General features: G+C 47.1%; 25 protein-coding genes and 2 other annotated features. Of the genes, 16 read left to right on the forward strand and 9 right to left on the reverse strand.

From position 1 onward, the window contains the following. Positions 1–3: 3 nt before the first annotated feature. Positions 4–996: an ABC transporter substrate-binding protein gene (locus tag FB479_RS10550; RefSeq protein ID WP_142064930.1), complete on the reverse strand. Its 993-nt coding sequence runs from the start codon at positions 994–996 to the stop codon at positions 4–6. Positions 997–1,122: 126 nt separating this feature from the next. Between FB479_RS10550 and rnz the strand changes: the two genes are divergently transcribed. From rnz to FB479_RS10570, 4 genes are all read left to right on the forward strand, one after another. Beyond that, a complete protein-coding gene (gene rnz, locus FB479_RS10555; protein WP_142064933.1) occupies positions 1,123–2,073 on the forward strand; it encodes a ribonuclease Z in 951 nt (316 codons plus the stop codon). A 49-nt stretch (positions 2,074–2,122) separates the two neighbouring features. Further along, positions 2,123–2,347, forward strand: a complete 225-nt coding sequence (locus FB479_RS10560) for a hypothetical protein (protein ID WP_106652844.1) — start codon at positions 2,123–2,125, stop codon at positions 2,345–2,347. Positions 2,348–2,374: 27 nt separating this feature from the next. Beyond that, positions 2,375–3,031, forward strand: coding sequence for a YczE/YyaS/YitT family protein (locus tag FB479_RS10565; RefSeq protein ID WP_106652845.1), 657 nt, complete (start codon positions 2,375–2,377; stop codon positions 3,029–3,031). Positions 3,032–3,159: 128 nt separating this feature from the next. Continuing rightward, on the forward strand, positions 3,160–3,249 hold the full coding sequence (locus FB479_RS10570; RefSeq protein ID WP_106652846.1) for a YjcZ family sporulation protein: 90 nt from the start codon (positions 3,160–3,162) through the stop codon (positions 3,247–3,249). Between the two features lie 110 nt (positions 3,250–3,359). Here FB479_RS10570 and FB479_RS10575 read toward each other — a convergent pair whose 3' ends face one another. Next, a complete protein-coding gene (locus tag FB479_RS10575; RefSeq protein WP_106652847.1) occupies positions 3,360–3,632 on the reverse strand; it encodes a stage VI sporulation protein F in 273 nt (90 codons plus the stop codon). A gap of 187 nt (positions 3,633–3,819) precedes the next feature. Between FB479_RS10575 and FB479_RS10580 the strand changes: the two genes are divergently transcribed. Then, positions 3,820–4,740: a S8 family peptidase gene (locus FB479_RS10580; protein ID WP_106652848.1), complete on the forward strand. Its 921-nt coding sequence runs from the start codon at positions 3,820–3,822 to the stop codon at positions 4,738–4,740. A gap of 68 nt (positions 4,741–4,808) precedes the next feature. Here the strand turns inward: FB479_RS10580 and FB479_RS10585 are convergent, their stop codons facing one another. Beyond that, positions 4,809–5,135, reverse strand: coding sequence for a hypothetical protein (locus tag FB479_RS10585; RefSeq protein WP_106652849.1), 327 nt, complete (start codon positions 5,133–5,135; stop codon positions 4,809–4,811). A 69-nt stretch (positions 5,136–5,204) separates the two neighbouring features. On the opposite strand from FB479_RS10585, the gene FB479_RS10590 reads away from it, so the two are divergent. Both FB479_RS10590 and FB479_RS10595 read left to right on the forward strand, forming a co-directional pair. Beyond that, positions 5,205–5,657 carry a YaiI/YqxD family protein gene (locus FB479_RS10590; protein ID WP_106652850.1) on the forward strand — a complete coding sequence of 151 codons (453 nt, stop codon included), beginning with the start codon at positions 5,205–5,207 and terminating at the stop codon, positions 5,655–5,657. Further along, positions 5,654–6,322 (forward strand): phosphatase PAP2 family protein, encoded by a 669-nt coding sequence (locus FB479_RS10595; protein WP_142064936.1) that lies wholly within the window; start codon positions 5,654–5,656, stop codon positions 6,320–6,322. Before FB479_RS10590 ends, FB479_RS10595 begins: the two co-directional genes overlap by 4 nt. 7 nt (positions 6,323–6,329) lie before the next feature. On the opposite strand, the gene FB479_RS10600 is transcribed toward FB479_RS10595, so the two are convergent. After that, complete coding sequence (locus FB479_RS10600; protein WP_017247917.1) at positions 6,330–7,211, reverse strand: LysR family transcriptional regulator; 882 nt, start codon at positions 7,209–7,211, stop codon at positions 6,330–6,332. A gap of 134 nt (positions 7,212–7,345) precedes the next feature. Between FB479_RS10600 and FB479_RS10605 the strand changes: the two genes are divergently transcribed. After that, on the forward strand, positions 7,346–8,563 hold the full coding sequence (locus FB479_RS10605; protein ID WP_185746353.1) for an MDR family MFS transporter: 1,218 nt from the start codon (positions 7,346–7,348) through the stop codon (positions 8,561–8,563). Between the two features lie 283 nt (positions 8,564–8,846). Here FB479_RS10605 and FB479_RS10610 read toward each other — a convergent pair whose 3' ends face one another. Both FB479_RS10610 and FB479_RS10615 read right to left on the reverse strand, forming a co-directional pair. Further along, complete coding sequence (locus FB479_RS10610) at positions 8,847–10,235, reverse strand: amino acid permease (RefSeq protein ID WP_142064939.1); 1,389 nt, start codon at positions 10,233–10,235, stop codon at positions 8,847–8,849. Positions 10,236–10,637: 402 nt separating this feature from the next. Next, the gene (locus FB479_RS10615; protein WP_106652853.1) at positions 10,638–12,056 is read right to left on the reverse strand and encodes a sigma-54 interaction domain-containing protein; all 1,419 of its coding nucleotides are present in this window, start codon (positions 12,054–12,056) and stop codon (positions 10,638–10,640) included. Positions 12,057–12,252: 196 nt separating this feature from the next. Here FB479_RS10615 and FB479_RS10620 point away from each other — a divergent pair, with 196 nt between their 5' ends. Next, the gene (locus tag FB479_RS10620; protein ID WP_106652854.1) at positions 12,253–13,464 is read left to right on the forward strand and encodes an ornithine--oxo-acid transaminase; all 1,212 of its coding nucleotides are present in this window, start codon (positions 12,253–12,255) and stop codon (positions 13,462–13,464) included. A 277-nt stretch (positions 13,465–13,741) separates the two neighbouring features. Beyond that, the gene (gene sda, locus FB479_RS10625; protein WP_007725857.1) at positions 13,742–13,879 is read left to right on the forward strand and encodes a sporulation histidine kinase inhibitor Sda; all 138 of its coding nucleotides are present in this window, start codon (positions 13,742–13,744) and stop codon (positions 13,877–13,879) included. A 76-nt stretch (positions 13,880–13,955) separates the two neighbouring features. On the opposite strand, the gene FB479_RS10630 is transcribed toward sda, so the two are convergent. Further along, a complete protein-coding gene (locus FB479_RS10630; protein ID WP_106652855.1) occupies positions 13,956–14,465 on the reverse strand; it encodes a molybdopterin-binding protein in 510 nt (169 codons plus the stop codon). A 406-nt stretch (positions 14,466–14,871) separates the two neighbouring features. On the opposite strand from FB479_RS10630, the gene FB479_RS10635 reads away from it, so the two are divergent. From FB479_RS10635 to FB479_RS10655, 5 genes are all read left to right on the forward strand, one after another. Continuing rightward, positions 14,872–16,398, forward strand: a complete 1,527-nt coding sequence (locus tag FB479_RS10635) for an AbgT family transporter (RefSeq protein ID WP_142064942.1) — start codon at positions 14,872–14,874, stop codon at positions 16,396–16,398. A gap of 126 nt (positions 16,399–16,524) precedes the next feature. After that, positions 16,525–17,694, forward strand: coding sequence for a MalY/PatB family protein (locus FB479_RS10640; protein WP_142064945.1), 1,170 nt, complete (start codon positions 16,525–16,527; stop codon positions 17,692–17,694). Positions 17,695–17,772: 78 nt separating this feature from the next. Next, the gene (gene glsA, locus FB479_RS10645) at positions 17,773–18,705 is read left to right on the forward strand and encodes a glutaminase A (RefSeq protein ID WP_106652858.1); all 933 of its coding nucleotides are present in this window, start codon (positions 17,773–17,775) and stop codon (positions 18,703–18,705) included. 93 nt (positions 18,706–18,798) lie between these two features. Beyond that, positions 18,799–19,080, forward strand: coding sequence for an Fpa/YlaN family protein (locus tag FB479_RS10650; RefSeq protein ID WP_007725848.1), 282 nt, complete (start codon positions 18,799–18,801; stop codon positions 19,078–19,080). A gap of 108 nt (positions 19,081–19,188) precedes the next feature. Next, positions 19,189–19,431 (forward strand) — a binding site (T-box leader). 49 nt (positions 19,432–19,480) lie between these two features. Then, positions 19,481–19,718 (forward strand) — a binding site (T-box leader). A 63-nt stretch (positions 19,719–19,781) separates the two neighbouring features. After that, positions 19,782–21,116, forward strand: a complete 1,335-nt coding sequence (locus FB479_RS10655; RefSeq protein ID WP_106652859.1) for a sodium-dependent transporter — start codon at positions 19,782–19,784, stop codon at positions 21,114–21,116. Between the two features lie 55 nt (positions 21,117–21,171). Here FB479_RS10655 and cax read toward each other — a convergent pair whose 3' ends face one another. Further along, the gene (gene cax / locus FB479_RS10660; protein WP_142064948.1) at positions 21,172–22,215 is read right to left on the reverse strand and encodes a calcium/proton exchanger; all 1,044 of its coding nucleotides are present in this window, start codon (positions 22,213–22,215) and stop codon (positions 21,172–21,174) included. 102 nt (positions 22,216–22,317) lie between these two features. Between cax and FB479_RS10665 the strand changes: the two genes are divergently transcribed. After that, entirely contained in the window at positions 22,318–22,578 is a 261-nt protein-coding gene (locus FB479_RS10665; RefSeq protein WP_142064951.1) for a hypothetical protein, read from the forward strand. A gap of 58 nt (positions 22,579–22,636) precedes the next feature. Here FB479_RS10665 and sleB read toward each other — a convergent pair whose 3' ends face one another. Next, the gene (gene sleB, locus FB479_RS10670) at positions 22,637–23,395 is read right to left on the reverse strand and encodes a spore cortex-lytic enzyme (protein WP_142064954.1); all 759 of its coding nucleotides are present in this window, start codon (positions 23,393–23,395) and stop codon (positions 22,637–22,639) included. Between the last annotated feature and the right edge of the window lie 123 nt (positions 23,396–23,518).

Below are 23,518 nucleotides of genomic sequence, written 5' to 3' on the forward strand. Positions count from 1 at the left end.
GGCCTATTTCCCTTCCTTGGATTGGGTAGCAAAAGTGGTGTTTACGAGCTTGGTGTAATCAGCGCGTTGCTTTAACTCACCAGCGAAATCCATAATATCTTGTAGCTGGTTCCATTCCTTTTCGTCCAGAATGGGATCTGTCGCATAGGAGCCTTGTTCCAGGTAACGCTGTACAGCAGTTTCCAGAATCTTTGGTTCGATTTGCTCGAAGTACTTGCCAATCACATCAGCCGTTTCTTTTGCACTGTGGCTGGCAACCCACTGTTGCCCTTTGTAGACCGCATTGGTAAACTTTTGGATAGCTGCTGCGTTACTGTCTATATAGCTTTGTTTTGTCATAAAGACGGTGTAGGGAACGGTTCCGCTCTCTTTGCCAAAAGAGGCGACGACATGGCCGATTCCTTCCTGTTCAAAGCGGGAGGCTTCCGGTTCAAACAGCTGTACATACTCTCCGGTACCAGATGCGAAGGAAGACGCAATATTTTTGAATTCGATATTCTGAATCAGTTCCAGGTCGCCTTGCGGATTGATATTGTGCTTTTTGAGTACATACTCTCCGACCATTTGCGGCATGCCGCCTTTACGTTGACCCAAGAAGACACTGCCCTTTAGCTTGTCGAAAGTAAAGTCATCCATTTTGGTGCGGGAGACGAGGAAGGTACCGTCTGTCTGCGTGAGCTGCGCAAAGTTGACAACTGGATCAGCAGCACCTTGCTGAGAGACGTAGATGCTGGTCTCGGAGCCGACGAGCGCGACCTCGATACCGCCAGATAACAGAGCCGACATCACTTTATCTCCGCCGGGAATGGTTGAGAGCTCCACTTCCAGTCCTTCTTCCTTGAAAAATCCTTTTTCAAGTGCGACATATTGCGGGGCGTAAAACAAAGAACGAGTCACTTCACCAATTCTTATTTTTTCGGGAGTGCTGGAGCAGCCAGTCAATACAGCCGTCATAGCGAGAAAAGCGGCCAGCCCCAGCGCCAAAAATCGTTTCATGATTAGGAGTCCCTCCTTGCTAGGCTTTGTATGTTGTAGGCTATGCGCCCAGACAAAAAAGGGTGAATGCCTAGAGATAGAGACAGGCACATGATGAGGGAAGGCCACAAAGGAGATGGACATAGCGTGATCGTTACATTTTTAGGCACCGGATCAGGTGCACCCACTACGCGAAGAAACGTAAGTGGGATAGGCTTGCGATTTATACAGGCAGGCAAATGGTGGTTGTTTGACTGCGGTGAGGGGACTCAACACCAGCTACTCCGAGCACCGATGAAAATTAGTCAATTGGATAAAATCTTTATCACCCATCTGCATGGGGATCATCTGTACGGACTGATCGGACTGCTTGCGAGCCGGTCTTTGCGCAATACCGAACCGACTCCGTTAGAGCTGTACGGACCACCGGGACTCGACCGATATTTTCGAGCTGTCATGGAGGCAAGTCCGGTTCATTTGCAATATCCATTGGAAATAAAAATCGTCAGTGAGGGCGTAATCTACGAGGACGAAGAGATCGTGGTGAGCTGTCGAATGGCGAAGCATCGCGTGCCTTCGTTTGCTTATGCCGTGATGGAAAAGGAAAAGACAGGAGCATTTCAAGTAGAACTGGCAAAGCAGGCCGGGGTGCCGTCAGGGCCGTTATTTGGAGCCTTGAAGAGAGGAGAACAGGTCACGCTCGAGGATGGTCGTGTTCTGGACGGGAAGGACTTCGTTGGGGAGCCGCAGCCAGGACGCAAAATCGTCTTTAGTGGAGATACGGAGCCGAGCCAAGCTGTTTTGGAGCTGGCAAAAGGGGCAGATTTGCTCGTTCACGAAGCGACCTACGCCCATCACGACAAGGAGCTGGCGATCAGAAGCGGACATTCCACAGCACGCGAGGCGGCTCAAATTGCCAAAGAAGCGGGCGTGAAAGAACTGTGTCTGACTCACTTCAGTCCGCGTTATGAAGATGAAGAGGGAGATTTTTCGATGGAGGATTTGTTGGCAGAGGCGCAGCAAATTTTTCCGGCGACTCAATTGGCAGATGATCTTGGCAGCATTTCTGTAAAGCGAGAGAGAAACAATGGGAGATAGCCATAATCCCTGCTATAATGAATGATTACGATGGAGGAGGTGGGGGAGCATGAAGAGGATTACCTTTGCTACACCAGAAGAACTTATTCAACATTGTCAATCGGAAGAAGTCAGTCTCGTCGTCGAATATCGAGACGATGTGAACAAGCAGCGCCAGGTCATTTTGACGGGAGAGCAGCTTGCAGATGCACAGACCTACCTGAACTTCTCCAAATCCGAAGCGTATTACCGGAAGGACGGGCTTTTTTACGAAGTCATTGCAGGCTGGAAGTAAAAACACATCGTCAGGAGATGAGTAGTCGTGTCTGGCAGAGGGTTCAACAGGTCGATCGCAGTACGCTACATGATGTTTGTACTAGGCTTGTTCGTCGGTGCATTTGGTACGGTACTGGCCATTAAAGCAAACCTCGGCGTAGCACCTTGGGAAACCTTTCACATTGGCTTGCAAAAAACATTTGGATTAACGATTGGCCTATGGTCTCAGATCGTAGGAGTCGTTGTCATTTTCGCCACTTATTTGGTGGCAAAAATGAAGCCTAATTTTGGAATGTTCTTAAATATGATTTGCTTTGGCGTTTTTCTCGATCTTATTTTATGGTTGGATTTTATTCCTGAGCTGCAATCAATCTGGGCGAGGCTCTTGATGTTTCTCGCAGGTGTTGTTGTTTTGGGTGTCGGGATCGGGATGTATTTGTCTCCTTCTCTTGGGGCAGGTCCGCGCGACAGCTTTATGCTGGCGATGAACGAGCGACTTGGCTGGAGTATCCAGCGAGTCCGACTCATCATAGAAGTAACCGTACTGCTTGCAGGCGCCGCTTTGGGTGGACCTGTGTCAATCGGTACGATATTGATAGCGCTGTTAACGGGACCGATGATTCAACGGACGATTCCGTTTTGGCGTCAAGTCATGAAAAAGCAGTATGGACTGCCAGCGCCAGTGGAAAGACAAGCGAGCTAATCTCCTTTCAATTTGCCAGTAATTGTGTAAAAAACCGGGAAAAACGGTCTTGTATAGGCGATGGTCCAATCAACCTTGAGCATTCGCACATACAGTATGACTAGTTGCTGGCAAAGGAGGGAAAGCGAATGAGTCTGTTCAACGGAGGATTTGACGACTTTGCTTTAATACTGGTGTTGTTCGTATTGCTCGTTATCGTTGCTTGCGCTTGCGATTAACGAAAATACCAAGCATTAGCTTCGCCAGGAGGGAGAGCGATTTTTCGCTCTCTTTTTTGTTTTGTAAAAAAGGCTTCGCCAAAGAGGGCGAAGCCAAGGGGATACCTATCTTATCCGAGGCGATCATGCACTTGTTTTTTTACACTGGACATTTGCTGGTCGGATAATTTGACGCCGACGGCCTTGCTGACTTTTTTAATCAGCTCGCTTAATTTCTTGTCATCCTTCAAGTCTTTCATGGAGAAGTTTTTTGCCAGCGATCGAACATCGCCCATTGTCCATTTTTTCTTGCTTTTCTTGTTGATGGATTTCAACAAGTCACGCGGACTGCCCTTCGCTTTGAGCTTGACTTTTGAACTTGCTTTTCCTTTTGCTTTTGCCATGATGATTCGCTCCTTTCAAAGGAATACGCCTGCCCTATGCAGTTATATGGAAAAGCAAGGGAGTTCGCTTGGACAGATTCACGCGGCTATTCGCCTATTTTGCTCAACGTTGTGCAATGGCCCAAACCCATAGAGGGAGCCGTGACATAGGATGAGTCAGAACGACGCATGACAGGAGGCTAGTGGGTTGAAAATTGTCAGCTTTCATCGGGATACGCCGTTTACCGAGATACTGTCAGATTTGAAAACCAAGGTTCTGACCAAAACCGAGAGACTTCCATGGCGATGCTATGATGACCTTTCTTGCTTGTGTGTCAAACAAAAGATTTTTGAGCAGCATGAGGAGCTTTTTCGAAGATATAAAGCGATGGTGGAAGAGAATATTACCGTAAGTGTCCATGCGGAAGGGGAGGATGAAATCCCGTGGGGCGTGCGATATGTGGGGGCACAAAGATTGTGGCGAAAGGGGCGTGGAGCAGGCGTCAAGGTCGCTGTCATTGATACGGGAATCTCCCGCGATCATTTTGATTTGAGGGACCAAATTAAGGGTGGCATCCAGCTAGTGGGCGGCAAACAAAATGGACACGGTACGCATGTCGCGGGGATCATCGTTGCCGAGATGAACCAAAGAGGAATTGTCGGAGTTTCTCCAGAGGCCCATTTGTATGACGTCCGTGCTTTTGATCATGAGGGGAAATCATCTTTGTCGACTATTTTGCAGGCCTTGCAATGGTCGATTGCCAATAAGATGGATGTTATCAATATGAGCTTTGGCATGCCTCAATATAGTGAAGCAATGGCGAGAGCGGTTGATCGGGCCCATAAGCAAGGAATCGTGTTGGTAGCTTCTGCAGGCAACGGAGGGGGAGAAGCGGAGTATCCAGCGCGGTACGATGGTGTCTTAGGTGTCAGTGCGATTGATCAAACGGGAAAATTGGCATCATTCAGTGCGAGAGGGAAGGGCGTAAATATGAAGGCACCCGGGGTTGATATTTTGTCTACGTGGCCGGGGAATCAGTTTAAAAAGCTGAATGGCACTTCGATGGCCGCCCCGCATGTAGCAGGGCTGAAGGCGTTAGAAATTGGTCGCAAGCGAAAAAAAGCATAGCGTTCCTACGAAAAAACAGCTCCGAGGCTAAACATGAAGCCAAGGAGCTGTTGCTTTTTATAAACGAATTATTGATGGGTTTTGGAGTCATGGTCTTGCTGGACACGGAACCATATATTAAGATCATTAATAACACTGGCCAATTCGTGGATTTCGCTGTTCAATTCGCAAGATCTTACGAAATTTTCTTCTTCGGACATTTGTTTGGTTTTCTCAATGATGACCTTCTCTACCCGGTGTATTTGATCCGGAATGGTCGCGCGGATTTCTTCCCATTCCAGCAACATGTCCGCTCTTTCTACATTCGAATAATCTTCCCATTCCAGATGCAGCACGGGAAGTCGTATACCTAGACGTTCATCATGGATAAATTGATAGCGCAAAGGTGAACTCACTCCTCTCCACCTCCATCATACCAAAAATGAATCGGTACGGGGAGAGAAATACACACGAAAGGAGCAACCATGTCAAAAGGACGTGTTCTTATCGATGCGGATGCTTGTCCGCGCCAGGCTCTCTTAACTGCCCAAGCATTGTGCAAAGAGCTAGACTGGATCTGTTTGACCTTTGCCAGCTATAATCATCAAATCGGCAACGCAAATCATGTTACGGTAGATGCCGGACCACAAGCGGTAGATATGAAGCTGGCGAACGAAACGAGTTCAGGGGATGTCGTGGTGACGCAGGATATTGGTCTGGCAGCTCTCATTCTCGGGAAGAGAGCCTATGCTCTGACACCGCACGGGATGGTTTTTGACCCGGAACGGATTGCGTTTCATTTAGAAGAACGAAATGAAAAAGCGAGATATCGTCGCGGGGGAGGTCGTACGAAGGGGCCTGCTGCTCGCACGCGTGAAGACGATCAGCGATTTTCTGAGTCCTTGCGCTTTTTGATGGAAAGAGGAGATCAACAATGAATCAGACAACTAGAAAAAATGGATATGTACGCGGAGCCCTTACGTTTGCTGTTCTTGCTACGATCATGTTTACCCTCTATGTAGCGGAGAAAGTGGCAGGTATGGATCAAGCTGCCATCGCATTTGCGGAGTCGATTCGCTCGGATGCAGGGACTGCTTTTTTCCGTTTTGTAACCAATCTGGGTGGAGGCATGTTCCTTGTACCAGTAGCGGTGATTATGATCGTTGTCCTATACATAAAGAAATATCGTGTGGAGGCAATGTTTGTTCTCATTTCCCTTGGCGCCAGCGAAGTAGCGAATGAGCTATTAAAGAGGTTCTTTGCTCGACCTAGACCGAGTGGCGTCAATCTGATTGAGCTGCCGGAGTCTTTTTCGTTTCCGAGTGGTCATGCGATGATTGGACCAGCTTTCTATTGCATGGTCGCGTTTTGGATTGCCCAATGGTTTGCGGAGAAAAGATGGTCGTCGCTCGTGCAGCCTGCGGTTTTTATTTTCGTGGCATTGCTCGCGTTCAGCCGTGTGTACTTGGGGGTTCATTATTTGAGTGATGTGCTTACCGGCTTTTTCCTGTCGATGTGCTGGTACTTTCTCCTTCGTCTTGGCTATGAAGAATGGATGGGGAGACGAAGCACGGTCGTCGACCCCATACCGCATTCCAGGTAATCAGCAGCTAGGTGGAATATCCTAATTCACTCATTAAACTCAGCCATTTTTCTACGCTGGGTTTATTTTTTTTGTCCTTCGGCAAGACGATGTACGCCGAGCGTTTGGGAGGCTTATTGCCTGTTATGATCAGTTCCTTCAAGGTACCTGCCGCAAGCTCGGCTTTGACGGTAGAGCGCGTCAACAAGCTCACGCCGAGACCTTCTTTGATCAAATCGATGGCGAGCTCCGCTTTGTCTACTGTCAGCTTGGGTACGTAATTACGCGGCAGTGTCTGTCTAATCCACTCGTTAAAAGGAGGGCCCCAATTCATATACAGCAGCGGCAGATTGCGCAGCTCGCGCGAATCGACGTGTGTAGATGCGGCAATGGGGCTCTCTGGACAGCAAACCAAGACAATTTCATCATCCCACGTTGGAATAACGTCAAAGTTGGGCAAGGATGGGGGAACGTACACGATTCCGATTTGGATCACGTTGTCCAGCAAATACTGGATGACATCGGACGAATGCCCTGTCTTTGTGCTGATGGCAATTTGTGGATACCGATAGTGGTACTCTTTCAAGATCGGCTCGAGGGTAGATGTCCAGATCGCGTTTAGGCTGCCGATCGATAAATAGTCTTCATAAGGCTGGAGGGAAGCGACTTCATTTAGCGCTTCATGGGACAGTTTGAGGATTCTCTCTGCATACGGTAAAAGGGTTAAGCCCGCTTGGGTTATCTCAACACTTCTTTTATCACGAATGAAAAGAGGTTTGCCAACTTTTTCTTCCAGTTGCTTGATTCGCATTGTCACCGTAGACTGGACTAAGTGGAGCATTTCCGCAGCCTTGGTGAAATTTTTCGTTTGGGCCAATGTGTAGAAAGCGCGTAATTGTTCGAAGTCCATACAGTTGGAATCCCTCTTATCTAAATATTTGATTACCATATACAAAAATGTTCGTTTCCCAAATTATACCCTGTTCGCTAAGCTGGGGATATCCTTATTTCATATGGGCTATCGGGAGAGCGAGGGGTATTGGGATGAAGTGGGAATGGTGGCGAGAAACGCCCTTTTCAGTAAAGTTGCTGTTAAGCACATCTTTTATGATGAATATGGGTTTTTATGCATTAATCCCATATCTCACTTTGTATTTGACGGGCAGCATCGGCTGGACACTGGCGATGGCAGGGATCGTCCTGAGTGTCAGACAGTTCTCCCAGCAAGGTCTTGCCTTTTTAGGCGGCGTGATCGCGGATGCCTTCGGATACAAAGGGGCCATGTTCCTCGGATTGGGCGTACGTGCCGTTGGCTTTGCGATGTTCGCTTTTTGTACCGAGACGTGGCACTTTTTTGTTGCCGCGATTCTTTCCGGATTGGGTGGGGCGCTGTTTGAGCCTGCTTGTTCTGCTGCCTATGCGATTATTACACCGGAGGCTATCCGAAAAGAAGTATTCTCCCTTCGCAATGTGCTTGGTAATATTGCGGTTGTCGGTTCCCAAATCGTGGGGACAGCACTCTCGGCTATTGATTTTACGTACATTTCGTTGTTTGCAGGGGCCGTCTTCGGAGTGAATGCAATCGTGATCTTCTTTTTATTCCCACCGATTCGCGCCACGAATACACGGCATAGTATATGGGAAAGTATGTCCACGGTAGTAAAGGACAAGCTGTTTGTACGATATACCTTTATTTTGATGGGGTATTATTACTTGAATATGCAGGTGTTTTTAACGATTCCGCTGTTCGTTGAAAATGTTACACATAGCAAGGTGAATGTAGGGATCGTGCTTTCTGCGCTCTCGCTGTTTGTGATCTTATTCCAAATGAAAGTGACACAATTGCTGGAGGGTTATCAGCAAAGGCTTACCTTGATTGGCATCGGGACGTTGTTTATGAGTGTGGGACTATTTTTGTTCACGTTTGCCGATTCATTGTGGCTCATTCTCTTGGATGTGTTCCTTTTTGCACTGGGCACCATGATTGCTGTTCCGAATCTGGTGGATGTCGTTCCTCGTTTTGCTCCCAAGGACTTGGTAGGCGCCTATTACGGCTTCAACGGGTATTCGATTGCTATCGGGGGTTCATTCGGACAGGTAGCGGGAGGATGGGTGTACGATGTCGGGCTGCGCTTGCAAACGCCGTGGTTGCCGTGGACCATTTGCTTGGTCATCGGGTTTTGGGTGGCCTGGATGCTGCATCGCATGGAACAACAAACCGGACAAATCGGGAATGATCTGAAGAAAATAGCTCGATCGTAAATATTTTTGGGCGAAATGAAACATTTTCCATCGTTCATACGTATATAACGATAAAGATGATTGGCGCAAGAAAGTGAGGGAATTTTATGGAAGATATGAAAAAGCTGAAGCGCATGTTGCTGGTAACGAGTTCCCTTGGATTTGCAGTCTTTGCCATGGTAGTCGTTACGGAAATTGTCCGAATCTCATTGTAGCATTGCCAAGCCTATCGCATCGCATATAAAACATGAAAAGCTTGCAGTCCCTTCTTGAAAGAGGGGGCTGCAAGCTTTTCTTTTTGAGCTTATTTTTCAAGTTTCTTTTTGAAATGGAATTGATACACGCATATCGCACCAATCATGAATGGAACTCCGCAGTACAAGGCGATGCGCTGTTCTGGATCGAATGCCAGACTCACGAGAACGAGCAAGTTCAAGATCAAGGAAATCAAAGGCAGGATGGGGTACAAAGGTGTACGGAACTTCAGATCCTCCAGCTTGCCGCCATTTTTCAGGTAATGGCGACGGAAAGCGAGCTGCGAAGCCGAGATGGAGATCCAACCCACCTGTGCGCCGAGACCAGCGATAGACAGCAATACCATGAACACTGTATCTTCTGCAAAAATACCGGACAGAAGAGACAAGAGAGCAATTGCAAACGTAATCAACAAAGCGTTCATCGGAATCCCTTTTCCATTTACAGCCCCAAGCTTTTTCGAAGCCATTCCTTCTTTGGATAGGGAGTAAAGCATACGAGTTGCTGCGTACAAACCGGAGTTGCCAACAGACAGAAGTGCAGTCAGGACAACGAAGTTCATAATGTCAGCCGCATAAGGAATTCCAATGCTGTCAAATACCATGACGAAAGGACTTTCAATCACACCCGCCTGTTGGTGTGGGATCATCGCTGCCACAATGGCAATTGCCAGAATGAAGAAAACGAGTGTGCGCCAAACTGTGTTTCGAATGGCTTTCGGGATAGTCTTCTCTGGATTCTCACTTTCTCCTGCGGCAATCCCGATCAGCTCGGTACCTTGAAAGGAGAAGTTCACGGTTATCATCGTCATCAACAAGCCTGTAATCCCCAAGGGGAGAAGCGGGCTTTCAGTAAAGTTGGAGAACATGGGAGCAGGTTGACCGTTTTTTAGATCGATCAAGCCAAACATCGCAGCTCCACCCAAAATGATAAACAGAATGATAGCGCTTACCTTAATGCTAGAAAACCAGAACTCGGATTCACCAAACGCTCGAGCCGACAAGGCATTTAACAAAAAGAGCACTGCACCGAAGATCGCGCACCACATCCATACGGGTGAGTCAGGGAACCATCGTTGCATCAGCAATCCTGATGACAACAGCTCTAAAGCAACGGTCACGGCCCAACCAAGCCAATACAACCAGCCTACACCAAACCCAAGTGCGGGGCTAACAAAGCGGGTCATATATGTTTGGAACGAACCGGCCACTGGCATGGCAACTGTCAGCTCGCCCAGACATAGCATAGTCAGGTACATGATAAAGCCGCCGACTAAATAGGAAATAATGGCACCAACTGGTCCTGCCTGACTAATTGTATAACCTGATCCGAGAAATAACCCGGTTCCGATTACGCCGCCAAGAGAAATCATAAAGAGGTGTCTGCTGTTCATCGTTCGTTTCAATTGATTGTGCTGTTCCATGTTGCTTTGGGACATATAACCCTCTCCTTCACGCGAGTATGTTAAATGGATGTATGCGTTTTCAGGCGCGATAGCGATATATGCTCTGCAAGAATGATACCAAATGAAATAATTTATGAAAATAATATTTTTCAGGTATATACTGGAAAAAAGCGCAAAATGATTCGGCAGTAGATGCAAAATAATTAAAAAAACGCCAAATCTCTTGGCGTTTATTAAAATTGATAAGGTAATAACTGGACTAGCAATTTATAAAAGGTAACGATGAACCGTCAAAGCTGGCGAGAAGAAAAAGCGCAGGGCTCGTAGACCTTGACAACGCCTACCCAGTCGGAACTTCAAAAAGGGGACCACGCTTGTCGAACACTTCTTCTCCACTATGTTGACTCAAACCAGAACGCTTTTAATTTGTATACCCTATCCTTTAATCCCCAGCTTACGCAAACGATATTGCAAGCTTTGACGACTGATTTGCAATTCCTTGGCTGCTCGTGAAATATTTCCGTTATAGCGTTCCACAACATGGTGAATATATGCTGTTTCAAATTCTTGCATGGTTTCCTTTAGCGGCTTTCCTTCGTCCACAAAAGGCAACGTGTGAGGGGAGGGTTGTTCGACTGTCACGGAACCAGCTGGCATACGACGCAAAAAGTGCAAGGGCAAGTGTTCATAGCGGATGGTTGATTCGTCAATCATCAGATTCATGGCCCCCTCAATCAAGTGCTGAAGTTCACGCACATTGCCAGGCCAGTCATGCTGGATAAAAAATTGCAGAACCTCGTCACTGATGCCTCTTACTTCCATTTGGAACAGGTCGTTGTACTTTTCGATAAAATGGCTGACCAGCATCGGAATATCTTCCTTCCGTTCCCGAAGCGGGGGAAGAAATAACGTGACGACTCCGAGACGATAGTACAGGTCTTTTCGCAAATGCGAATTGGCGATTGCCTCAACAGGATCTTCATTGATAGCCGCAATGATTCGTACATCGATCGACCGATCCTTTGTGTCACCAATACGTCTAATCGACTTCTCTTGCAGAGCACGCAACAATTTTGCCTGTAGTGGCATACTAAGCGAGTTGATTTCGTCGAGAAAAAGTGTTCCGCCTTCCGCTTGCTCAAACAATCCAGGTCGCTCTACTGCGCCGGTAAATGCTCCGCGAGCAGTTCCAAACAAAAGCCCTTCAATTAGGCTATCTGGAAGCGCAGCGCAGTTTTGTGAAATAAGGGGACCAGATGCACGCAGACTGGCATTATGAATGCTTTGCACGAACAGCTCTTTCCCGGCACCAGTTTCACCGACTACCAATACGGATGAGGAGGTGCGTGCTGCGCGTTTGGCATTCTCTATGACATCGAGAATAGGACCACTTCTCCCGATAATGTGCTCGAATGTGTAGCGTGACCCGTTTTTTTGCAGCAGGTTTTCTCTGATCAATCGTTCCATTTTGGTGACATCATTCGCGATTTCCATTGCACCGATGATCTTGCCATTTTCAATGATGGGGTACGTATTGTTGATGGTTGAAATTTCTTTTTGCTTGTCATTGAAATACGTTTGGCGTGTATTGCGAATGCTATTTCCGGTACGCAAGCATGTGAGCAAGGTACTTTCCTGTCCAGACGGGAACTGAAAGACCTCTGCCAAAGGTTTGTGCAAAACGTCTTGTCTGGTCATCGATTCCAGCTCGGTCATTTTGGAATTGTAGACAATCGTTGTCCCGTCCGAATCGATGACATGTACACCTTCATTCATTCTGTCCAAAATATGTTCATAAATGCGCAAGAAAGTGTCAGCTGAAGAATTATGCGTAGAAGACGACACGGTGGTCACCAGCCTTTCCTTATGAGGGTATCATAGCATAAAGGGAATGAGTGCAAAAACATTATGCACTGCAAAAGAATATGAATGCGAGATGCAAAATTATTTTGCTTATCTGATCGGATTGGATCGGCTTTGTGGGGTTTTCCTGTTTGGCATCGTTCTTGCTAGATAATTTTAGCAAGTGATCTTGAAGGAGGCTAACGACATGAGTAAAACAAACGTGGTTATTGAACAAACAGAAAAATTTGGTGCGCACAACTATCATCCGCTACCGATCGTTATTTCCAAAGCAGAAGGTGTATGGGTACACGATCCGGAAGGCAATAAATATCTGGATATGCTGAGTGCATATTCTGCGCTGAACCAAGGGCATCGTCATCCACGTATCATCCAAGCTCTGAAAGATCAAGCCGATAAAGTAACGCTCACTTCCCGAGCTTTTTACAATGACCAACTGGGTGAATTCTACGAAAAACTCTCTGCGGTGACAGGAAAAGAAATGATCCTGCCAATGAACACAGGTGCAGAAGCAGTTGAGACGGCACTCAAAGCGGTTCGTCGCTGGGCTTATGACGTGAAAAAAGTACCAGAGAACCAAGCAGAAATCATCGTATGTGAAGGCAACTTCCATGGTCGTACTGTCACTGTAACTTCCTTCTCTTCAGCAGAAGAGTACAGACGCGGCTTTGGACCATTCACACCTGGTTTCAAAATCATTCCTTATGGCGATATCGAAGCGCTTAAGCAAGCGATTACACCGAATACAGCAGCATTCATGCTGGAGCCGATCCAAGGCGAAGCAGGGATCATCATTCCGCAAGAGGGCTTCTTGAAGCAGGCACAAGAGGTATGTAAAGCAAACAATGTACTCTTGGTCAGCGATGAGATCCAAACGGGCTTCGGTCGCACAGGTAAAATGTTTGCCAGCGATTGGGAAGATGTAGTACCAGACATGTACATCATGGGGAAAGCTCTTGGTGGTGGCGTGTTCCCGATTTCCGCAGTAGCAGCGGATAAAGAAATCTTGAGTGTATTTGAGCCAGGCTCCCACGGTTCTACCTTTGGCGGAAATCCACTCGGATGTGCGGTTGCCATTGCAGCTATGGATGTATTGGCTGACGAAGGTCTTGTACAGCGCTCCCTGGAAATGGGCGCATACTTCATGGACAAATTGAAAGAAATCAATAACCCGATCATCAAGGAAATTCGCGGTCGCGGTCTGTTCATTGGCTTGGAGCTGACAACAGCGGCTCGTCCATATTGCGAAAAACTAAAAGAACTGGGACTCCTGTGCAAAGAGACACATGAGACGACCATTCGCTTTGCACCACCACTCGTCATCAGCAAAGAAGACCTGGATTGGGCAATTGATCGCATCAAGCAAGTTCTGCACGTGACAGAAGCTGCAAACGCATAAAAGCAACTAAGAAAGCCATCCTGTACAGGGTGGCTTTTTTTCATGAGGGGGTTATTATGGCAGAATAGTCCTATCATTCGTTCGACAAATTTCGACTGACTGTGGATAAAAGGAAAAAAACATCCACAAAGGAAATGCTTGGATGCTTATAAGTTACACACAATTTGCCCACATGTTACCAACAAGATGTCCACATTGGTTGTGGATATCCGAACGATTGTTCGATACAAATGCTTCTGTTACAATGGGCTCATATTAGTGATGGAGGTGAGCAAAGGTGAAATACTTAAGTGACCAAATGTTGATAGAAGTATATCATCGAGCTGTCGACCTTCAACTAGATGCAGCTTTTATCGAATTGCTTCGCGAAGAACTACAGCATCGGAATATCCGTATCACGCAGTTCAGCGCCTAAGAGCAAAATCATCACACATACGTAACATATGGCAAAAGCCATCCTCTTTTTTCGAAGGAGGATGGCTCTTGTTATCTTACGCTTGCTCGGTAATAAACTCCAAAGCAGTAATTCCTTTGATCGGTGCTTCATTTGCCAGCAACACTTCCGGCAGATAAAAGTACACAGGACCATCCTCTTTAATAGGCTTGCCGTCTTTGGAGAATTGCAGGATGGCTCTTCTTGCCTCTGCAAGGGGAAGAACGATCGCTTCCTGATCCTCGCGGTGAAGACGAACATGAGTCACCTCTGGTAGGGGCTCAGCGTTTGTAATGAAGGGATCGAGACGGATTCCGTACTCGCCTTCGAGCACTTTACGTTCTTCGGCTAAGCTTTTTCGTTCGGAAGGAAGCGTAGCCCCCTCGCGCAATTCCTTATCCCACTGGGTCCCTGTGCCATGCAGATACTTTGCTTGCGTAGCTAGTGAGCTATCATCTTCACCCGAGTATGTTTTCAGATCGAATTTGCGTTCATCAAAAACCCAAACGGTTGGATCCAATGTAATAGGGAAAGCAATGGCCCCTTTGAACACGATAACATCAGACATACGTCATTCCTCCGTGGTCATTCATAATCAATCTCTATATTACTATAGACTCGCAAATGACAGCAATTATCCAAAAAGCGAAAATTTCATAAAATAGTCTAAAAATTATTGACATGCAGTTTATAGATTATATAATCATATTAGAAAGTTATTATGTGAGAGTGAACTTTGTTTGCGATATTTGAACTCCTACTAAAAGAGGGAGGGTCAGATAAAAGGCATTGTGTACAAGCCTTTCGATTTTTGGAAGGGCTTTCACGAAAAAGGGAAGCTCACTTCGTCTTTCTCCCGCTGAACCATCAACGGCGATGAGCGCTAGAGAAGGAAGACCAAATCATTCATCCCGAGGATGGTTGCAAAGCCGCAGGAACATTCAGGGAATTCAAACGACTTAGGGGGCGAAACTATGGCGAAAGGCACGAATGTGCAAGCAGATCTGATGAAGCAAAAAGGTATCTTAAAATGGATTGAAACGGTAGGGAATAAACTCCCGCATCCATTTGTACTGTTCATTATTTTGTGTGGCGTATTGATGGTAGTCTCTGCAATCCTCGCAGCCATGGATTTTTCGGTTATACATCCTGCAAAAGGCGAAGAGGTTGCCGTTAAGAGTTTGCTTAGCGTCGAAGGTATTCACTGGATTTTAACAAGTATGCTGAAAAACTTTATTGAATTTCCAGCGCTTGGTCTCGTTCTGGCGATGACGCTTGGAATTGGACTGGCAGAAAAAATCGGTCTTTTGACGACAGTTCTACGCAAAATGATGGCAGGCATTCCGGCATCGGTTGTCAGCTATGCGATTGTCTTTGTCGGTATTTTGGGAAATCTTGCTTCTGATGCAGCCATGGTTATTATTCCTCCGCTTGGCGGTCTCGTGTTCTTGGCAATGGGGCGTCACCCGATTGCAGGCTTTGCAGCTGGTATGGCTGGTGTATCCTCCGGTTTTACAGCGAACTTTTTTATTGCGGGTACAGATGCTCTCTTGGCAGGGATCAGTACCGAAGTAGCGAAAACGATTGATCCGAATGCAATGGTTACACCAGTAGATAACTGGTTCTTCATGTCCGCTTCCGTTGTGATCCTCGCCTTCTTTGGAGGATGGATTACCGATAAAATTATCGAACCACGTCTTGGCGCGTATCACGGCGATCGAAACGTACAATTCGAAGAAGTAACTCCACAAGAAAACAAAGCACTGCGCAAAGCTGGTATCGCAGCGTTGATTTTCGTGGTCATTGTCGGATTGCTGGTCGTTCCAGAAGGTTCACTGTTGCGTGATCCAAAGACAGGTGACTTCTTGACATCACCGTTTTTGAAAGGGATCATTCCCATCATCCTGTTGTTCTTCGTGACCGTATCGTTTGTGTATGGTAGAGCAATGGGACTGATTAAAACATCCAGGGACATTCCGCACTACATGTCCGAAGCCATCAAGGATATGTCCGGCTTTATTGTGTTAGCGTTTACAGCAGCGCAGTTCATCGCGTTCTTCAACTGGAGCAACATTGGTATCTTAATGGCTGTCAATGGCGCAGAACTCATGACAAACATGGGCTTGACAGGCTTGCCGATCATTATTGCCTTTACACTCTTCACAGGTGTCTGTAGCTTGTTTATCACGAGTGGTTCAGCGCTGTGGGCGATCCTTGCACCTGTATTCATGCCAATGCTGATGCTGTTGGATTACAATCCGGCGTTTATCCAAGTCGCTTATCGGATTGCGGACTCTGCAACCAATACGATCTCACCTGTGAATCCGTACATCCCGCTCTTCCTGGCTTTCTATCAGAAGTATAATAAGAATGCAGGAATGGGAACGATTTTCTCTACCATGACTCCATTTGCAATCGTTTTCCTGGTCGTTTGGATCTTGCAATTGACGGCATGGTACTTCCTGGACCTCCCATTTGGTCCTGGCGTATACGCTCGTTAATCTATTCATCGTAAGAAGAGAGTCGCTCATCAGGGCGGCTCTTTTTTGTACACCAGAAGCTTGGACAATTGGAAAAAGACGGTTTATTCTGTATGTATGTGAAGGGATTAAGGGGAGGGAACGAACGTGTACGATTTTGATCAGCGCATCGAACGCAGAGGGACAGATAGTGTCAAATGGGAGATTCAGAATCCAAAAGTGAACGGAGAAGGGATGCTTCCGCTATGGGTGGCGGATATGGATTTTGCTTGTGCTCCTGAAATCACAGAGGCACTGATCAAACGGGCGAGCCATCCGATATACGGATACACGTTGAAGTCAAATGCCCTTTATCAGAGCTTGAAAGAGTGGATACACAAGCGATTTGGTGTAGAGGTAGAAGTGAGCTGGATGACAGGGATACCTGGGGTCGTTCCCGGCATTCACGTAGCGGTAGAGGCCTATACAGCCCCAGGAGATGGTGTCTTGATCCAGACGCCTGTGTACCATCCTTTTTACCATGCAGTCGAAAATCGCGGACGTCATGTCGTCACCAGCCCACTCTTGGAGCGTGACGGCCGTTATGAAATGAATTGGGATGATCTCGCACAAAAGCTGAGCGACCCGCGGGTGAAGCTCATGCTGCTCTGCACGCCGCATAATCCAATCGGGCGAGTATGGACCAGAGAAGAGCTGGAGCGCTTGGGAAGATTGTGTGTAGAAAATGGCGTGCTTGTGGTTGCCGACGAGATTCATTCGGATTTGGTCTATGAGCCAAATGTTCATACGCCTTACTATTCGCTGGCACCGGAGCTGGCCAACCAGAGCGTCACCTTTCTATCAGCCGCCAAAACATTTAATTTGGCTGGTTTGTACACTTCTTATTTGATGACAGAAAATCAGCAGTTATTGCGAGAGTTCCAGGTCACAGCATCCAAAATGGGCTATGAGAATCTGAATCTGTTTGGGATGGAAGCAACAATTGCTGCCTACCAACATGGAGAAGCATGGCTGGAAGAACTGTTGATCTACTTGCGTGGGAATGCAGCCTATGTGCATGAGTTTTTATCGACTCGTATTCCTGGGGTATCCATGGCAATTCCGGAAGCGACATACTTGGGGTGGATGGATTTTAGACAGCTAGGACGTAGTCAGGCGGAGTTGAACAAGCTCATTCGCGAGGATGCAAAGCTCGGTTTGCACGACGGTACGACTTTTGGGAGAGAGGGTGCAGGGTTTATGCGAATCAATTTTGCCTGCCCCAGATCCATTCTAGTCGAAGCGATGGAACGATTGGAGCACGCCGTGCAGAAGTAGGGATAATTTGACATGGGGCAAGTAGAAATCTACAATCGAATCTATATACATCGACGTAATAGACTGAGGGGTTTTTCGATGGATTTGAAACAAGCGTCCGAACAATTGGAGCGAATACGCAACCAATCACTTGAGTATACACACAAGGGAAGTGTAGCGTCCTACATCCCTGAATTGGCAAAAGTCGATTCACATCAATTGGGAGTGGCTGTATGCTTGCCCGATGGGACGATCCTTTCTGCTGGGGATACAGATGTGCCTTTCTCGATGCAAAGTATCTCCAAGATTTTCTCTCTGATCGTCGCCTTATGCCAGAACGGGAAGGAATACGTGTTTCGGCATGTGGGGAAGGAACCAACTGGAGACCCGTTTAATTCGATTATTAAGTTGGAGACGACCGAATCCCATAAACCACTGAACCCGATGATCAATGCAGGCGCCATTGCAGTTGCGGGAATGATTCGCGGTGCCAACGTGGACGAACGGCTAGATGCTGTCCTGGCTCTAATGCGGAAAATGACGGGGAATCCTCATCTTTCTATCAATCAGGCTGTCTATTGTTCTGAAAAGAAAACGGCTGATCGCAATCGTGCCCTCGCTTGGTTTCTAAAGGACAGCGGCATTCTGGAAACGGATGTAGAAGAGACGCTTGATTTGTATTTTCGCCATTGCTCGATAGAAGTGACAGCAAAGGAAGTAGCTACACTAGGGATGGTGCTTGCAGCAGACGGAATTCTCGTGAATACGGGTGAGCGAGTGATTCCAGAAGAGGTAGCTCGAATCTGCAAGACCTTCATGGTGACTTGTGGGATGTATAATGCCTCTGGAGAGTTTGCGATTGACGTAGGAATCCCCGCGAAAAGTGGGGTTGCCGGCGGTATTATGGCAACAGTGCCACAGCGAATGGGCATTGGTGTGTTTGGTCCATCTTTGGATGATAAAGGAAATTCGGTAGCAGGTGTCAAGCTGTTGGAGCTGCTCTCAAAAGAGTGGAAGCTTGGTATCTTTTAGCTTCTTGCAGTTGATCTGTCTTCTCCCCTTTTCAAATGGCCCAGAATCGCGTACTATGTATGATAAGGATGGAGGCAAACGGAGGGATAGGTTTTGACAGAAATTAAGGTTCCCGATCTGGAACAAAAAGCGCTAGCGTTGCTTCAAGCAGACGCCGACAAAATTTACAAGCTGATCGACGTACAGATGGAAAACCTGACCATGCCGCAGTGCCCACTGTATGAAGAAGTGCTGGATACCCAAATGTTCGGGCTTTCTCGTGAAGTAGAGTACGCGGTCCGCTTGGGACTGATTAGTGAAGACATTGGTCGAGAAATTATGGGTTCATTGGAACGTAAATTAGCCCATCTTCATGAACTGTTTAATCAAAAGTAAGGCGAGGAGAGCGGCGATCATCCTCGCTTTTCATTTTGTTGAAAGAAAAAACACTTGCCTATTTCTTGTATTTATATTAAATTAAATTCTATAATTTTTTATTAATTTTGAAATGCGATGACGGAGACTAGTATGCGGAATCACCGCTTGTCAGGGAGAAGCTGCCTTAGACTGTAAGCAGCTTTGAAGCGCGCCCCGTAGAATTCCCTCCTGAGCAGCCCTCTTAATGGCTTTTTGCCTAGTAGGAGGAATCGGGTCATTCCCGTTATCAATGATGGAGAGAAGTGTGAAGGGGATTTTTGTATCCCGTGCACTTAATCAGGGTGGTACCGCGAATAACTCGTCCCTTTTTTGGACGGGTTTTTTTATTTTCGGGAGACGCTCAATAACCGAATCATAGAAACAAGCAAGGAAAGAGACTAGTAAACGGACCTGCTGCATGACAGGGAAGGCTGCCATAGATTGAGAGCAGCCTGATGTAAGCCCCGTTGAATTCACTCTTGAGCTGACCTCTGAACGCAGGCGCCGCCAGTAGGAGAGTCCGGGTCATACCCGTTATCAATGACGAAGCGAGGCATCGCCTGTAAGGGATGTCTAAGTAGGGTGGTACCGCGAGAAGTAAGTAACTCGTCCCTTTATGGGGCGGGTTTTTTTGTATCCATTTTTGAGCATGAAAAGAATAACTTTGGAGGGTGAAAACTATGAAACAAGCCGAACAATGGACGAGCAGGCTCGGCTTCATCTTGGCAGCAGCAGGCTCGGCGATCGGACTGGGGGCCATTTGGAAATTTCCTTATATGGTCGGAACGAGCGGTGGTGGAGCGTTCTTTCTGCTATTCATCATCTTTACGTTAGCAATTGGTCTTCCGTTGTTGCTGGGAGAATTCACAATCGGACGCAGTACACAAAAAGAGGCGATCAGTGCGTATCAAACAATTGCGCCCGGGTCACTCTGGCATTGGATTGGTCGCCTTGGGGTGATCACTTGCTTCTTGCTCTTGTCCTTTTACAGTGTGGTGGGAGGCTGGATTCTTAGTTATCTGCTTCGCGGCTTTACAGGTCAATTGCAAGGGCCAGCGTATGATAAAGTATTTGGTGACGTAATCGGTGATCCTGTTAGTGCAGTAGTTGCCCAGTTGGTTTTCATGCTCATTACCGCATGGGTAGTAGCGAGAGGCGTACAGAGTGGAATTGAGTCCGCCAACAAGTACATGATGCCTGGTTTGTTCCTTTTATTCATGGTATTGATGGTTCGTTCCTTGACGCTGGATGGGGCGATGGAGGGTGTTTCCTTCTTTCTGCGTCCTGATTTTTCCAAGCTGACTGCTGAATCGATCCTGTATGCGTTGGGCCAATCCTTTTTCGCGTTGAGCGTCGGGGTGTCCGTCATGGTTACGTACAGCTCGTACCTTGCCAAAAACGAAAGTCTGGTTCGTTCTGCCGGATCGATTGTCAGTTTGAATCTGCTCGTATCGCTGTTTGCCGGTTTGGCGATTTTCCCTGCAGTCTTCTCCCTTGGAGTAGAGCCAACAGCAGGGCCGGGATTACTGTTTATCGTACTGCCTTCTGTGTTTGAACAAATTGCCTTCGGTAGCATTTTTCTGTTAATCTTTTTGGCTCTATTCCTTTTCGCAACATTGACTTCGGCTTTTTCGATGATGGAAATTATCGTTGCATCTCTTGCAAAGGGGGACGAAACAAAGCGCAAGCGTCTCGCTTGGGTGATTGGTCTGTTGATTTTTATCGTCGGTGTTCCGTCGGCTTTGTCATTCGGCGTATGGAGCGAGGTTACGCTGTTCGGCAAGTCTATCTTTGATGCGATGGACTTTTTGGTCAGCAATATCTTGATGCCGCTTGGAGCGCTGCTCATTTCGATCTTCGTTCCTTTGAAAATGAAGCGTGAGACATTGATAAATGAACTGGGAGCACATACTTCTCTGGGCAAACGCCTGTTTATCATTTGGCTCCTCCTGATTAAATATGTAGCACCTATCGCGATTCTCGCAGTTTTCCTGCAAATGCTGGGTATATGGTAAGAAAAGAAAGGCTTCGCCACATAAAATGGCGGAGCCTTTCTTTTGTGAAAGAGACTTACGCGAAGAAAAAGACCGTACCCAAAATAATATACACCGTCAACAGAAGTACGCCTTCAAACCAGTTTGTAGCGCCATCCCGCGTGATGGAAATCGTAATAAAGGTAGCAACGCCGATCGCAGCCAATTCAAAGGTAGTGAACACGATGTTCATAGGGTTGCCCAGCAAGAGACTGATGATGACGAGAGTAGGGGCTACGAACAAGGCAATCTGCAAGCTAGAGCCGATCGCAATCTCGACTGCTGCACCGATGCGTCCTTTTAGTGCCAAAAGCAAGGCAGCGCTGTGCTCTGCGGCATTCCCGATGATCGCAATAACAAAAGCACCGACGAATAACTCCGACCACCCTAACGTTTCGGATACATGGTGTACTCCCTCTACCAGCCATTCCGAGACAACGGCTACGAAAAAGGTGGAGACAGCAAGCATCAGGAGAGAGACACCCTTCGACCATACCGCATCACTTTCTTGCGGCTCGATATCCGATAAAAAATCGCTGTGGGTAATCATCGAAAAGATGAGCCACAAAATGTAGGCAATGATGAGCAGGCTGGCGATGACGATGCTGATGATCTCCACCTTGATCATAGGCAGCTCAAACATGAAGACTGCCGGTATGAACAAAGCAACGATCGCGAGTGTCATCAGGGAAGCATTGTGACTTGCCAGCCTGCTGTTGAAGGTTTGTTCCTTGTACTTGAGACCGCCTAGTAACGTGCTCAAGCCAAGAACCAACAGCATATTTCCGATGATCGCACCCGTAATAGAGGCTTTGACCATATCGAACAAGCCTTCTTTCACCAGAAAAAAAGCAATAATGAGTTCGGCGGCATTTCCGAAGGTAGCATTAAGAAAGCCGCCGATTCGGTCCCCAGCATAATGGGCGACGCTCTCTGTCGATTTTCCGAGCCAAGCCGCCAAAAAAATGATGGCAAGTGAAGACGTGACGAATTGGAGCATTTCATTACCAGAAAAATAGTGGGCGTAAAGAGCTAATAGCATGCTCCCGCCTACTAATGAGAAAAAGAGTTTCAAGTTCATATCATCACCTCAGCAATTTTTACTCATCCCTAGTACCTCATAGGTATAGAGTTCCTGTTCTGGACAAAACTAACCATGAACAAGAAAAGTGAGGTGTTTTTTATGACCCAGCCTTTGTTGTGCCCGACATGTAAATCGAATCGGATGAGGTTCACTGTCATCGAGCAGACTCCTCGCTATATAAGACTGGACCCGCAGTCAGGCGAAGTCGTAGCAGAACTCAATCAAGAACAGCTCGATATGTTTCACCAGCCGTACAAAGGTGAGAACTACATGATACAATGTGGCGTTTGCGGGACCACAGAACCGGAAGAGCGATTCGTCAAAATGGCCCAGCATATGCAATCACAACGTTCAAAATGAGACGAGAATAGGAAAACAGGCACGCAGTTCACTGTCGTGCCTGTTTTTTTATGGAAAGCTAGCGGCAAAAAATGTGTCTGCCGATCTTTTTGATTTGAGGGCGGCTCCAAATCCAACCGGATGTAGCAGTATCCGGGTTGAAATAATAAATGGCTCCGTCTGATGGGTCCCACCCTTTGAGTGCGTCATTCACTGCTTTTTTTGCCTGTTCGTTCGGTGTCAGCCAAATCTGACCATCCGCCACAGCTGTAAAGGCACGAGGTTCGAAGATAACGCCTGCTGGTGTATTGGGAAAGGCCGGGTTTTTCGTCCGGTTTAGAATAACAGCCGCTACTGCCACTTGGCCAATGTAAGGCTCTCCACGCGCCTCTCCGTAAACGGCATTCGCCATCAAGCGCAGGTCGTTCTCCGATACCCCGGCTGCGTGATAGGTAGGCTTAGAAGGCTTCGATGGTGCAGGTGTAGCGGTTTGTGGCACCCTGAGATCAGTAGCCGTGGGCTTATAATTTTTCGTTGCGTTGTACAGCTTTACTTTTGTCTGCGCCCCGAGGACACCGTCAACGGTTAAGCCAAACTCATACTGAAAGTTACGCAACGCCCAATAAGAACGCCATCCGAATACGCCGTCTACTTTTCCTGTATAAAATCCAAGGTGCTTCAAGCGATACTGCATTTCACGCACGTCTGAGCCTTCTGCCCCTACTTTGACGATCTGCTTACTGAATGCATCCGAGCGCAAGGGAGATACCATAACCGCAGTCGTAACCAGAAGTGCGAATACTACTACAGCTAGCAGCCATTTGACAGGCTGTTTCATTTCTTACCCTCCTTCGGGTATGGATTTGAATATCAGTTGATTATTGTTAGGTTCTCCAACTTCCGTCATTTTGGCCTTAGTAAAATATTGGAGAATGCGTAGACTACGAGTAATGTATGTGCA

The organism is Brevibacillus sp. AG162 (genome assembly GCF_006715575.1).
GTDB lineage: Bacteria > Bacillota > Bacilli > Brevibacillales > Brevibacillaceae > Brevibacillus > Brevibacillus brevis.